12 protein-coding genes are annotated in these 12,117 nt (G+C 74.4%); 4 read left to right on the top strand and 8 right to left on the bottom strand.

Features of this window, described 5'->3' with window-relative positions:
• Positions 1-23: 23 nt before the first annotated feature.
• From GA0070216_RS02785 to GA0070216_RS02770, 4 genes are all read right to left on the bottom strand, one after another.
• On the bottom strand, positions 24-1,208 hold the full coding sequence (locus GA0070216_RS02785) for a PucR family transcriptional regulator (RefSeq protein WP_176738813.1): 1,185 nt from the start codon (positions 1,206-1,208) through the stop codon (positions 24-26).
• A gap of 121 nt (positions 1,209-1,329) precedes the next feature.
• A complete protein-coding gene (locus GA0070216_RS02780) occupies positions 1,330-2,409 on the bottom strand; it encodes a cellulose binding domain-containing protein (RefSeq protein ID WP_176738790.1) in 1,080 nt (359 codons plus the stop codon).
• Between the two features lie 160 nt (positions 2,410-2,569).
• A complete protein-coding gene (locus GA0070216_RS02775; RefSeq protein WP_176738789.1) occupies positions 2,570-3,235 on the bottom strand; it encodes a response regulator in 666 nt (221 codons plus the stop codon).
• Positions 3,232-4,431, bottom strand: coding sequence for a sensor histidine kinase (locus GA0070216_RS02770; protein WP_218108116.1), 1,200 nt, complete (start codon positions 4,429-4,431; stop codon positions 3,232-3,234). Before GA0070216_RS02770 ends, GA0070216_RS02775 begins: the two co-directional genes overlap by 4 nt.
• Positions 4,432-4,619: 188 nt before the next feature.
• Here GA0070216_RS02770 and GA0070216_RS02765 point away from each other — a divergent pair, with 188 nt between their 5' ends.
• Both GA0070216_RS02765 and GA0070216_RS02760 read left to right on the top strand, forming a co-directional pair.
• Complete coding sequence (locus tag GA0070216_RS02765; protein ID WP_091238920.1) at positions 4,620-5,159, top strand: hypothetical protein; 540 nt, start codon at positions 4,620-4,622, stop codon at positions 5,157-5,159.
• Between the two features lie 103 nt (positions 5,160-5,262).
• The gene (locus GA0070216_RS02760; RefSeq protein ID WP_091238193.1) at positions 5,263-5,607 is read left to right on the top strand and encodes a hypothetical protein; all 345 of its coding nucleotides are present in this window, start codon (positions 5,263-5,265) and stop codon (positions 5,605-5,607) included.
• Between the two features lie 121 nt (positions 5,608-5,728).
• On the opposite strand, the gene GA0070216_RS02755 is transcribed toward GA0070216_RS02760, so the two are convergent.
• Positions 5,729-6,391 (bottom strand): hypothetical protein, encoded by a 663-nt coding sequence (locus GA0070216_RS02755; RefSeq protein ID WP_091238190.1) that lies wholly within the window; start codon positions 6,389-6,391, stop codon positions 5,729-5,731.
• Between the two features lie 222 nt (positions 6,392-6,613).
• On the opposite strand from GA0070216_RS02755, the gene GA0070216_RS02750 reads away from it, so the two are divergent.
• Complete coding sequence (locus GA0070216_RS02750) at positions 6,614-7,219, top strand: copper resistance CopC family protein (RefSeq protein ID WP_091238186.1); 606 nt, start codon at positions 6,614-6,616, stop codon at positions 7,217-7,219.
• A 60-nt stretch (positions 7,220-7,279) separates the two neighbouring features.
• Here the strand turns inward: GA0070216_RS02750 and gltX are convergent, their stop codons facing one another.
• The 3 genes from gltX to GA0070216_RS02735 form a co-directional block, all read right to left on the bottom strand.
• Positions 7,280-8,689 carry a glutamate--tRNA ligase gene (gene gltX, locus GA0070216_RS02745; protein ID WP_091238184.1) on the bottom strand — a complete coding sequence of 470 codons (1,410 nt, stop codon included), beginning with the start codon at positions 8,687-8,689 and terminating at the stop codon, positions 7,280-7,282.
• 156 nt (positions 8,690-8,845) lie between these two features.
• A complete protein-coding gene (locus tag GA0070216_RS02740; protein ID WP_091238182.1) occupies positions 8,846-10,123 on the bottom strand; it encodes an MFS transporter in 1,278 nt (425 codons plus the stop codon).
• Entirely contained in the window at positions 10,120-11,445 is a 1,326-nt protein-coding gene (locus GA0070216_RS02735; RefSeq protein ID WP_091238180.1) for a GH1 family beta-glucosidase, read from the bottom strand. Before GA0070216_RS02735 ends, GA0070216_RS02740 begins: the two co-directional genes overlap by 4 nt.
• Positions 11,446-11,627: 182 nt before the next feature.
• Here GA0070216_RS02735 and GA0070216_RS02730 point away from each other — a divergent pair, with 182 nt between their 5' ends.
• The gene (locus tag GA0070216_RS02730) at positions 11,628-12,074 is read left to right on the top strand and encodes an SRPBCC family protein (protein WP_091238177.1); all 447 of its coding nucleotides are present in this window, start codon (positions 11,628-11,630) and stop codon (positions 12,072-12,074) included.
• Positions 12,075-12,117: the final 43 nt, after the last annotated feature.

Genomic DNA, 12,117 nt, shown 5'->3' with positions numbered 1-12,117 from the left:
TGCTGCTCAGCGGCCAGCCGGGGTCATTTCTGGCTCGGCGCCCCGGGCGGGACGATCGGATCCAACCGGCCCACCGTCAGCGCCACCTGGAGGGCGAAGGCGTCCCGGGGGGTCAGGGGGGAGAACCCGGTCACCTCGGCGATCCGGCGCAGCCGGTAACGCACCGTGTTGGGGTGGACGAAGAGCGCCCGGGCCGCGCTCTCCAGCGTCCCGCCGGCGGCGAAGAAGGCGTCCAACGTCTCCAACAGCTCGCCGCCGGCGCGTACCAGGGTGGCGTACACGTCGTGGCGCAGCCGGCGGCGGGCCTCGGCGTCACCGGCGAGGGCCCGCTCGGGCAGCAGGTCGGCCGCCGGCACGGGCCGGGGCGCGGTCGGCCAGGCCGGCGCCGCCCGGTAGCCGGCCAGCGCGGCCCGCGCCGAGTCCGTCGCCTCGTCCAGGCTGGGTACGGCGGGACCGACCACCACCGGACCCTCGCCGAACGCGGGAAGCAGCTTCTCGGTGGCGGCCATCGGGTCGGCCGCGCCACCGAGCACGATCACCAGCCGGTCGCCGTGTACGCCGCCGATCACCTCCACCCCGATCCGGCGGGCGTGCCGGTAGACGGTGTGCAGCACGGCGGTCACCTCCCCGCCGGGGGACCGGCCCACCGCCACCGCCACCGGTGGCGCGTCGGCCCAGCCCAGCGCGGCGGCCCGGCTGGCCAGCACGTCGGGGGAGTCCCCGCGCAGCAGGGCGTCGACCAGCAGCGCCTGCAACCGGGCGTCCCAGGAGCCCCGGGACTCGGCGGCGCGGGCGTAGACCCGGGCGGCGGCGAAGGCGATCTCCCGGGAGAAGCGCAGCACCGCCTCCCGTAGCTGCTGCTCCTCGCCGGGTGCGGCCAGGTGCGACACCTGCTCCTCGACCACGTCGATGGTCACCTTGATCAGCGCCACCGTCTGCTGGAGGCTGATCGACCGGGCCAGGGCCAGCGGCGCGGTGGCGAACACCTCGTCCGACACCTCCTGGGTGCTGTCCGTGGTGCCGCCGCCGGAGCCCAGCCACTCGACCAGGGACCGGGCGCCGGCCTGCGCCACCAGCATCACCCAGGAGCGCTGGTCGGCCGGCAGCTCGCGGAACCAGGGCAGGCTCTCGTCCATCCGGGTGACGCTGGCCGTGGCCAGCGCCCCCGCCGCCCGTTCGATCCGGCGCAGGGTGGCCGTCAGTCCCATCCCGCCCGACTCGCTCACCGCTCCAGCGTGACATGCCCTGAGCAGGGACTCGACGCCGGCTCCGGGGCAGCCCGCACGGGACGGTCCCGCAGGCGCTGGGGCGCAGGTCGGCGGCGTGCGGTCAGGTCGTGACGGTGACGTGCACCACCCAGCGCACCTGGGGGGACGGGCAGGGGGTCGGCTGGTGCCGGCAGAGGTTGTCGGTGATGGTGGCGACGTCGACCTGCCCGGGGGCGGCGGCCACGTAGCGGGCGACGAGCGGCTGGCCGGTCGGGTAGCCGCCGGTCACGTCGTGCGGCACGACGACCCCGGCGGGGGTGACCGTCGGGGGCAGGTAGTTGCTGGCCAGGCTCACCACTAGCGTGTCACCGACGCGCAGCCTGAGGTCGCGCTGGTTGTCGGGTGCGGTGACGACGACGGTCTGCCCGGCGTCGGTCGGCGGCAGGTCGACGACCGTGATGCGCACCGTCCACAGCACGGTCGGCAGGGCGCACGGCGGGGTGGCGTGCAGGCAGGCGTGGTCGGTGCGGGTGGTCAGCTCGGCAGTGCCCGGCGTCACGGCACGCAACGTCGCCAGGAGGGGCTGCCCGGTCGGGTAGCCGCCGCTGGTCGAGACGGGGGTGAGTGCGCCCCCGGTGGCCGTGACCGGCAGGTAGTCGGCTGCCAGGGCCACGCCCAGCGTCTGCCCGACGAACAGGGTGACGGTGCGCTGGTTGTCGGCCTCCCGGACCGTGACGTCGGCCCCGCTCGGCGGGCTGGCGGTGGTCGGTGGGGCGGCGTCGTTGGCGCAGCCCGGCGTCGGCGCCGAGGTGGGGCCGGCGAGCTGGACACCGAAGGTGGTCGACGCGCCCGACGTCAGCACCCCGTTGTACGACGTGTTGGTCGCGGTCGCGGTGCCGCCGGCCGCGCCGATCGAGGTGTTCCACGACGACACGATCCGCTGGCCGTCGGCGAGCGGCCAGGTGACCGTCCACCGGCTGGCGGTCGACGACGAGGTGTTCGCGACGGTGAAGGTGACGACCTGGCCGCCGCTGGCGCCGCTGCCCCATTGGGAGTCGACCCGGACCGTCGCGGTGCACCCGCCGACCGTGGTGGCCGTGGCGGGCGTGCTACCGGCGACCGTGGTCATGCCGAGGGCGACGATGGTGGTGGCGGCGAGGATGCCGCTCGCCGTGAGAACGGACCGCCTGGACGCGATCATGGCCATTCCTCCGATCGGCGGACCTCCGGCCGGTCACGGCGTCGGACGACAGGCGTCGACTGGAAGCCCACGGTTCTGCACCGCACCCTACGACCGCCCTGGCGGGCCGTCAATAGATGATGATCGATGTTAGCGGATGGGGGGGGCAGCCGGTCCGGGATCATGGCGGTGGCACGGGCAGGGCCAACTCCTGGGCCAGGATCGCCGCCTGCACCCGGCTGCGCAGCGCCAGCTTCGCCAGGATCCGGCTGACATGGGTCTTGGCGGTGCTCTCCGCCACCGCCAGCCGGTCCGCGATCTCCTGGTTGGACAGGCCGACGCCCAGACAGGCCAGCACGTCGCGTTCCCGGGGGGTCAACGCGGCCACGGCGGCCCGGTCCGCCCCGCCGACGCCCGGCGCGGTCGCCGCGAAGGCAGTGATCAGTCGCCGGGTCAGGGTCGGGGCGATCACCCCCTCACCCCGGGCCACCGTGCGCACCGCCGCCACCAGACCGGCCGCGTCGGTGTCCTTGAGCAGGAAGCCGGCTGCCCCGGCGCGCAGCGCGCCGAAGACGTACTCGTCGAGGTCGAAGGTGGTCAGCACCAGCACCTCGGCGGTGCCGGCGGCGACGATCTCCCGGGTCGCGGACACCCCGTCCAGCCGGGGCATCCGGATGTCCAGCACCGCGACGTCGGGGCGCAGCTCCCGGCAGAGCCGGACCGCCGCCGCGCCGTCGGCCGCCTCACCCACCACCTCGATCTCCGGCGCCCCGGCCAGGATCAGCACCAGACCGGCGCGCACCGCGTCCTGGTCGTCGGCCAGCACCACCCGCACCGGGGCGGTCACGGCGACGTCCCGGTGGGCAGCGTCGCCCGCACCCGCCAACACCCGTCCCGCAGGCCGCCGGTGAACTCCCCGTCGAGCAGGATGGCCCGCTCCCGCATCCCGATCAGCCCCGCGCCACCGCCCGGCAGCCCCGCCCCGCCCGCCGTCGGGCCGGCACCGTCCCCACCGTCGGGGACCGGGTTCTCCACCGTCACCACCACCTCCGTCGGCCGGTACGCCACGGTCAGCTCCGCCGTGCCCCCGCCGTGGCGCAGCGCGTTGGTCAACGACTCCTGCACGATCCGGTACGCCGCCAGGTCGACCCCGACCGGCAGTGGTCGGGGTCGGCCCTCGACCGTCGCCCGGACCCGCAGGCCGGCCCCGGTCATCCGGGCCAGCAACCGGTCCAGCTCGTCCAGGCGCACCCGGGTGGCCTCCTCCACCGGATCGACGGTCGGCTCCCGCAGCAGCCCGATGAGCTGCCGCATCTCGGCCAGTCCCTGCACGCTGCTCTCCCGGATCACCCGCAGCGCCGCGTCGACCCGGGGCCGGTCCAGCCCGGGGGCGGACAGCACGGCGGTGGCGTGCAGGGCCACCGCGCTGAGGTGGTTGGCCACCACGTCGTGCAACTCCCGGGCCATCCGGGCCCGCTCGGCCAGCACCGCCTGCCGCCGGTCCAGCTCGACCAGCCGGGCGGTCTGCTCGGCACGGGCCCGTTCGGCCGCCGCCTGGTCCCGGTACTGCCGCACGCTGAACCCGGTGACCACGGGCAGCACCCCGAGCAGCGCGAACGGCACCCCGACGGCGGCACCCCGCCAACCCCAGGCCAGCAGGCCGAGGGCGGCGCTGCCGACACTCAGCCCGACGGTGACCCGCAGCAGCCAGCGCCGCAACCGGGGCGGGCCGTACACGCACGAGTCGTACAGGACCTGGGTGTAGATCACGGTGCTGCCCACCGAGACGCCGAGCGCGGCGTCGGCCAGCACCGCCACGGTGCCCACCGCCAGACCGGTCCGGGTCGCCACCCGGCGCAGCCCGACGGCCCCGCTCACCGCCAGCAGCGGCAGCAGGAACCACGCCCTCGACACCTGCGGCGCCCAGGGGAACTGGGGTTGCAGGCCGACGCCCCAGACCGCCAGGCCGCCGACGAGGGACGCCCCGGCCAGGGCCAGGTCGCGTCCCGGCCGGCCGGAGCCGGCCCAGCCCGGCATCCGCATGGTCCCGATCCCAGCACACCCCGGGGCCGGTCCCCTCCGACCTGCGTAGGAGACCGTCCGCCCGGCCGTCCGTCAAAGGGGGTACGCCGGGCCACCGGTCCGTCGAACGATGGACCCGCAACTCGTCCCCGCCGGTGAGGTGGGCGTCGGTCCGCCCCGGCACGCTGGAACCGAACGGGGAGGTGGGCATGCTGCTGGCCGTCATCATCGGCTGCGAGATCGGGTTCTGGGTGCTGCTCGTCGCCGGGCTGGTCGCCCGGTACCCGCTGCGGCGACCCCGGTGGGGTGCGGCGCTGCTGGTCTGCGTACCGCTGGTCGACCTGGTGCTGCTGGTCGCGGCGGCGGTGGACCTGCGTCGAGGGGCCACCGCCGACGCCACCCACGGGCTGGCCGCCATCTACCTCGGCTTCTCGGTGGCGTTCGGGCACTCCCTGATCCGGTGGACGGACCAGCGGTTCGCCCACCGCTTCGCGGGCGGGCCGCCGCCGGTAAAGCCACCCCGCTACGGCTGGGCGCGGGCCCGGCACGAGTGGTGGGAGTGGGGGAAGGCACTGCTCGGTTGGGCCGTCGCGTGCGCCCTGCTCGCCACCGCGATCGTCGTCGTCGGTGACGCCGAGCGCACCCGGGAGCTGGCGAACTGGATCCGCAGCCTCACCGTCGGGCTGTTGATCTGGCTGGTCGCGTTCCCGGTCTGGGAGACGATCTTCCCGCGTCGACCGAAGTCCTGACACCGGGGTACGCGCTGCACGACGCGTCGGTGCCGGCCAGTACGGTGGCACTGCCGCGCCGGGGTGTCGTCCCGGCGCGCGACGCGAGTGTGAGGAGACCGGGATGGCGCACGGGGAGGCCGAACACGGCTGCGCCCAGGGTGAGCCCTGCCGGCCGGGCCACCACGACCAGCCGGGGGCGGCACGACCGCACCGCCGGGTGGCGACGGAGCAGGTCTGTCGGGCGGCGGAGCGGGCTGACGAGGAGTCGGCGCTGCCCCGCCAGCGCAGCGCCGAGACCACCGAGGGGCCGGCTGCCGGGGAACCGGGCCCGACCGGGCAACCGGACGCGCCGATCCGGGCCTGCCGCAGCGACCTGGCGGGTTGGGCCGGTGCCCACCGGCACGGCCCGGTGCGACCCGGCCGGCGCCCCCAGCGCCTCCAGCGCCCGCCACACCGCTGGTGCTGACCCGCTGACTCCCCGCCGGCCACCTGCGGTCACCGGTCGGGCCGACTGCGGTCACCGGCCCGGCCACCTGCGGTCACCGGCGTGACCAGGTCCGCTGCGTGACCCTGCCGGCGACGTGACCTCAGCGGGTGCGGCGGCGCACCAGCAGGGCGATGCCTGCCAGGCCGACGGTGATCACCAGCATCACGCCGACGTTGAGCAGCAGCAACCGCTGGAGTTCGGCGATCGCGTCGTCGAGGTCGCGGCCCGGGTTCAGGCCGTCCTCCGGGAGGGTCCGGTCGCCGCCGCCGACGCCGCCGGTGACCGTGTCGAGCCGTCGCTCCAGCGGCACCCCGGCGGCGCGCAGCGTCTCGGACATGGTGAGCCGGCCCAGGAACCAGCCGGCGGTGGTCTTACGCAGGTCGGGCTGCTTGGCCGGGCGGAAGGCCCGGGGACCGCCCTTGGCCAGCGGGTAGAGGTCGTACGTCTGCTTGGGCACGTCCCCGGCGAGCACCACGATGGTGTACTTCGGACCGAGGTCGGCCGGCTTGGGCCCCTTGGCCTCACCGGTGCGACCGAACCAGCTGACCTGGTCGATGACCGCGACCACCTGGGTCGGGGCGGTGTCGGCGCGTAGTCGCAACGGCTCCGTCAGCCCGACGCCGGTGATGTCCACCCCGGCGGGCGGCGTCTTCGGCGCCGCCCGGTGCGCCCCGGCCGCCTGCGCGGTCGGGGCGGTGGTGAGTACCGCCGCCGCCACGACCATGGCAACCACTGCGAGTAGTCGCCTCACCCTTTCGACCATCGCCGCCTCCTCGCCCCGTTCGATGGATGGCTGTGCTGCGGGTCACGTGCGGGTCGGTCGACATCGGTGATCGACCGGGTGTCGCCGGCCCACCTCATAGACTCCCTGGAACATCGCGCGGATGCAGCTCTGGGAACAATATGTGGAACTATCTGCGATCCTGGAACGACCAATGGGCAGCCGCGTGATCAGCGGGCGGATCGTACCTTTGCGGAGGGCTTCATGGGGGGCAGGGTCCCACGGTTGGCGCGGGCGGTGCCAGTGCTCGTCGGCGTGGCGCTCGGCGTGGCGTTGCTGCCGGCGACGCCAGCGTTCGCACACAACTCGCTCACCGGGAGCAATCCGGTCAACGGGGCCAAGGTGGCCACCGCGCCGGCCAAGGTCGAGCTGCGCTTTCTGGCCAAACTGGATCCGGGCCGGACGAAGATCACAGTGGTCGGACCGGACAACATCCCGGCCGCCGGTGGCGCGCCGGCCTTCTCCGGCAGCCGGGTCAGCGTGCCGTTCTCCCCCGGTGCGGCCGGCCTCTACATCGTCGGATACCAACTGCCCTCCAGTGACGGGCATCCGATCAAGGGGGAGGTGCGGTTCACCCTCACCACCGGCACCGCCGCCGCGCCTCCGTCGGCCACCCCGCCGGCCAGCACCGCCCCGGCAACGACGCCGCCGAGCAGCCCGGCACCCGCCTCCCCGTCGGCCACCCCGGTCGCCGTCGCCGACACCGGGGACACCGGCCGGGGCTGGCTCTGGGCGGTCGGCGGCCTGGTGCTGCTCGCGGCGCTCGCCACCGGCCTGGTCCTGCGCCGCCGCCGCTCCGCCCGCCCCTGACCGGGGTACGGCGAAGGGCCCGCCGGTGACCGGCGGGCCCTGACGCGAGGCGTGGTGCCCCTAGACCAGCCGGAGCCGGGCGGCGCGCAGCCGGGTCAGGCTGCGCTCCCGACCGAGCACCTCCAGCGACTCGAACAGCGGCAGCCCGACGGTGCGGCCGGTGACCGCCACCCGGACGGGTGCCTGCGCCTTGCCCAGCTTCAGGCCGCGTTCCGCGCCGACCGCCTCCAGCGTCGACTTCAGCGACTCCGCGTCCCAGGAGTCGAGAGCTGCGTACCCGGCGATCGCCGCGTCGAGCAGTTCGGCCGCCCCGGCCTTCATCGCCTTCGCCCAGGCCGCCTCGTCGATCAGCGGCTCGGCGAGGAAGAGGAAGTCGACGTTCGGCACGATCTCGCTGAGCACCGCGAGCCGGGTCTGCGCCAGCGGGGCCACCGCGGCGAACGCGTCGGCGTCGAACTCCGCCGACTGCCACGGCGGCGGCGCGATGGTGTCGGTGCCGGTCAACCAGGGCTGGCAGGCGGCCACGAACTCGTCGACCGGCAGGGCCCGGATGTACTCGCCGTTGAACGCGCGCAGCTTCTTCTCGTCGAAGAAGGCGGGGGAGGGGTTGACCTCGGTCAACCGGAACTCCTCCTCGATCACCGACCAGGGCACGATCTCCCGGTCGCCCGACGGCGCCCAGCCGAGCAGCATCAGGTAGTTGCGCATCGCGGCGGCGAGATAACCCTCGTCCCGGTATGCCTCCAGGGCCACCTTGTCGCGCCGCTTGGAGAGCTTCTGCCGCTTCTCGTTGACCACCACCGGCACGTGGGCCCAGATCGGCGGCTTGACGCCCAGGGCGTCCCAGAGCAGCTGCTGCTTCGGGGTGTTGGGCAGGTGCTCCTCGGCCCGGATCACGTGGGTGATCCCCATCGTCATGTCGTCCACGACGTTGGCGAGCAGGAACACCGGGGAGCCGTCACCCCGGGCGATGACGAAGTCCTCGATCAGCTTGTTCTCGAAGGTCGGCTCGCCCCGGATCAGGTCGACCACCACGGTCGTACCCTCGTCGGGGGTACGGAAGCGCAGCGCCCGCCCCTCGCCCGGGGTCAGCCCCCGGTCCCGGCAGAAGCCGTCGTAGCCCTGGTACTGCGAGCCGGTGCGGGCCTGCACCGCCTCCCGGGTGCAGTCGCAGTAGTAGGCCCGGCCGGCGTCGTGCAGCCGCTGGGCGGCGGCCCGGTGCTCACCGGCGTACGCCGACTGGAAGTAGGGGCCCTCGTAGCTGCCCCGGGCGATGCCGATCCAGTCCAACGCGGACAGGATGCCCTCGGTCCACTCGGGCCGGTTGCGGGCGGCGTCGGTGTCCTCGACGCGCAGCACGAACACCCCGCCCTGCTGCTTGGCGTAGATCCAGTTCTGCAGCGCCGAGCGGGCACCGCCGACGTGGAACATACCGGTCGGGGAGGGGGCGAATCGCACGCGTACCGTCACGCCGCCCAGCCTACGGCCGGGCGCGACCCGGTTTCGCCAGGGGGCCGGACGCCGGTGCCGGGCGCGCGGCGGCAGCGGGCCGGCCCGCCGCTGCCACGCGCCCGGCCCGGTGCCGCCGGCCCCGGCCCGCCACCGGCCCCGGGCCCGGGCCGGTGCTCAGCGGACCCCGCGGATCTTGAGGACCAGGGCGCTGCCGAGCAGGGTCACCACGGCGGTCACCGCGTAGAGCGTCGGGTAGCCGCCGAGGTGCACCACGATCGGGGCGGAGAGCGCCGGGCCGAGCACCTGGGGCGCGGAGTTGGCGATGTTGATCACGCCGAGGTCCTTGGCCCGGTCGGTGGCGCGCGGCAGCACCTCGGTGATCAGCGCCGCGTCGACCGAGAGGTAGACGCCGTAGCCGGCGCCGAGCAGCACGGCGGCGACCAGCGCCATCGACCAGGTCGGCGCGACCGCCAGCAGCACCGCGGCCACCGCCATCACCACCCCGGAGACGATCACGTAGACCTTGCGCCGGCCGGACCGGTCGGACAGCACCCCGGCCACCACGGCGGTGAGCATCATGCCGACGGTGTAGAGCAGGATCAGCACCAGCAGGCCACCCTCGGGGTCGGGGTAGCGCACCCCGTCGGTGAGGAAGTACAGCAGGTAGAGGGTGCCCAGGGCGTTGCCGATCTGGACCAGGAACCGGGTGATCCAGGCCCAGGCGAAGTCGGGGTGCCGGCGCGGGTCGATCCACATCGAGGCGACCAGCGTGCGCAGCCGCAGCGGCGGGCGGTGTGCCCGGGGCAGCGGGTCGTCGCGGGTGAGCAGCGCGAACGGCAGCGACAGCAGCACCACCACCAGCGCCATCGCCGTGTAGCCCGGCACGGTGCCGCTGACCAGGGCGGTGACCAGCACCGCGCCGAGCACCAGGCCGAGCGCCTGCGGGATGCCCACCCAGCCGGAGACGCCGCCGCGCTGGACGACCGGCACCCGGTCGGGGATGGCGGCGGTGAGGCTGGCCAGCATCGCGTTGAAGCAGACCTGGGCGGCGACCCAGCCCAGCGCCACCCCGGCGATGGTCTGCTGCCGGGCCAGCAGCAGCAGCGCCAGCGCGCCGAGCACCGCGCCGCCGGCGGTCCAGACGTGCCGGCGGCCGAACTCCCGTCCGCCGATGCGCAGGCAGGTCCGGTCCGACAGGGCCCCGGCGAGCGGGTTGGCCAGCACCGCGGCGAGCGCGCCCAGCCCGGTGACGACGGCCAGCATCGCCTCCTTGTGGTCCGGGGCGATCCGTTCCACCTGCTGGGGCAGCAACACCTGGATGGGGGTGAAGAAGGCCATCCACACACCGAGGTTGGCCGCGAAGATCAACGCGATCCAGCTCCGCCGCACCGGCACGACCGGGTCGGCGAGCGCCGCCGGCAGCGAGGCCGGCGTGGGGTCGACGGTGGTCACTCCCGGCCGACCTGGGACCGGTACCAGGCGTACGAGGACTTGGGCGTGCGGGTCCCGGTGGCGAAGTCGACGTGCACCAGGCCGAAGCGCTTGGTGAAGCCCTCCGCCCATTCCCAGTTGTCCAGCAGCGACCAGACGAAGTACCCGGTCACGTCGACGCCCTCGTCGATCGCCGCCCGGACGGCGCGCAGGTGCCCGTCGAGGTAGGCGATCCGGTCCGGGTCGGACACCCGGCCGTCGGCGTCCGGGACGTCGTCGTAGGCGCAGCCGCCCTCGGTGATCTGGATCGGCGGCAGCGCGTCGCCGTACCGGTCGCGTAGCCCGACGAGCAGGTCGCGCAGGCCGTCCGGGACCACCGGCCAGTCGAACGCGGTACGCGGGTACCCCTCCAGCGGGACCAGCTCGAACGGCAGCGGCGAGCCGGCCTCGGGGGCGCGTACCCCGGTGGGGTTGTAGTAGTTGACCCCGAGCACGTCGAGCGGCGCGGCGATCACCGCCAGGTCGCCGTCGCGGACCACGCCCGGGTCGAAGCCGTCCGGGTAGCCCCGGCCCAGCAACGGGTCGGTGAACAGGTGGTTGTGCAGGGCGTCGTACGCCGCCGCGGCGGCGTGGTCGGCGTCGGTGTCGCCGTGCCGGACCACCGGCGAGTAGTTGTTGGCGATGGCCACCGGCGCGGTGCTGTGGGCGCGCAGCGCGGCGACCGCCAGCCCGTGCCCGAGTAGTTGGTGGTGGGCGGCCGGGAAGGAGTCGAAGAGCAGGGTCCGGCCGGGGGCGTGCTCCCCGGTGCCGTGGCCGAGGCTCAGGTGGATGAACGGCTCGTTGAGGGTGATCCAGAGCTTCACCCGGTCGCCGAGGCGGGCGGCGGTCAGGTCGGCGTACTCGGCGAAGTGGCCGGCGGTGTCCCGGTTGAGCCAGCCGCCGGCGTCCTCCAGGGGCTGCGGCAGGTCCCAGTGGAACAGGGTGGCGACCGGGTCGATGCCGGCGGCCAGCAGGTCGTCGACGAGTCGGTCGTAGAAGTCCAGGCCGGCGGCGTTGACCGGGCCGGTCCCGCCGGGTCGCACCCGGGGCCAGGCGATCGAGAACCGGTAGGCCGAGACCCCGAGCCCGGCCAGCAGCGCGACGTCCTCCCGGTGCCGGTGGTAGTGGTCGCAGGCCACGTCGCCGGTGCTCCCGTCGATGATCCGGCCGGGCGTGTGGGCGAAGGTGTCCCAGATGGATGGTCCCCGGCCGTCGGCGTCGGCGCCCCCCTCGATCTGGTACGCGGAGGTGGACACCCCCCAACGGAAGCCGGCGGGGAAACCGGGGATCGGTGCGGTCGTCATCCACCCTCCAAAACGCGAAACGTGCTCGCACTCTAGGGCGCGAAGTCCGCGAGCGCTATAGGTGCGAAGCAATGCGGGCGCAAGGGCTCTCGGCGTGTCTTTTTCCAAACACGTCCCAGTAAGTCCGATTTAGCGCATAGAGTGCGGAATATCGCGGATGTCCTCAGTGGGGGAAGAAAAGAATGATCCTCGTCGAACGCAGTGCGCACGTGACGGCGCCGGTGGAAGCGGTCTGGGAAGTCGTCCAGCGGGCCGAGCAGTTGCCCGCCTGGCTGGCCGGGGTCCGGGCCGCCGAGGTCCTCTCGGGGGAGGGCTTCGGCCGCCGACAACTCGTCCAGGCCGGGCGTGGCTCGGCGCACGAGGCCGAGGTGATCGCCTACCAGGAACCCACCCTGATCGGCTGGCGGGAACGCGCCAGGGGGGCCGGTGCCCGGGCCGAGGCGCGCACCGAGATCTACGTGCAGCTCACCGCCGACGAGGAGGAGGGTGGCACGATCGTCCGGCTGATCGTGGTCCGTTGGCCGGCCGGCCCGGTCAAGGGTGCCCTGCTGCGCCTCGGGCTGCGTCGGGTCGGCGCCGACCTGGAGGACTCGCTGGCCCGCCTCACCGACCTGGCCGCCGTCGGCTGACCGGCCGCCTTCCCGCGTCACCCGCACCCGGCGGTGGCCGGCC

The organism is Micromonospora matsumotoense (assembly GCF_900091525.1).
Classification (GTDB): Bacteria; Actinomycetota; Actinomycetes; order Mycobacteriales; family Micromonosporaceae; genus Micromonospora; species Micromonospora matsumotoensis.
Note: the sequence above shows the minus strand (reverse complement) of the source record. Positions and strands in the feature narration are given on the sequence as shown.

What these genes read in the sequence shown, in the direction of transcription:
- GA0070216_RS02785 (WP_176738813.1), bottom strand. Translation starts at nt 1,208, where the DNA reads ATGGGACTGACGGCCACCCTGCGCCGGATCGAACGGGCGGCGGGGGCG.
- GA0070216_RS02780 (WP_176738790.1), bottom strand. Translation starts at nt 2,409, where the DNA reads ATGATCGCGTCCAGGCGGTCCGTTCTCACGGCGAGCGGCATCCTCGCC.
- GA0070216_RS02770 (WP_218108116.1), bottom strand. Translation starts at nt 4,431, where the DNA reads ATGCGGATGCCGGGCTGGGCCGGCTCCGGCCGGCCGGGACGCGACCTG.
- GA0070216_RS02765 (WP_091238920.1), top strand. Translation starts at nt 4,620, where the DNA reads ATGCTGCTGGCCGTCATCATCGGCTGCGAGATCGGGTTCTGGGTGCTG.
- GA0070216_RS02760 (WP_091238193.1), top strand. Translation starts at nt 5,263, where the DNA reads ATGGCGCACGGGGAGGCCGAACACGGCTGCGCCCAGGGTGAGCCCTGC.
- GA0070216_RS02755 (WP_091238190.1), bottom strand. Translation starts at nt 6,391, where the DNA reads ATGGTCGAAAGGGTGAGGCGACTACTCGCAGTGGTTGCCATGGTCGTG.
- GA0070216_RS02750 (WP_091238186.1), top strand. Translation starts at nt 6,614, where the DNA reads ATGGGGGGCAGGGTCCCACGGTTGGCGCGGGCGGTGCCAGTGCTCGTC.
- GA0070216_RS02735 (WP_091238180.1), bottom strand. Translation starts at nt 11,445, where the DNA reads ATGACGACCGCACCGATCCCCGGTTTCCCCGCCGGCTTCCGTTGGGGG.
- GA0070216_RS02730 (WP_091238177.1), top strand. Translation starts at nt 11,628, where the DNA reads ATGATCCTCGTCGAACGCAGTGCGCACGTGACGGCGCCGGTGGAAGCG.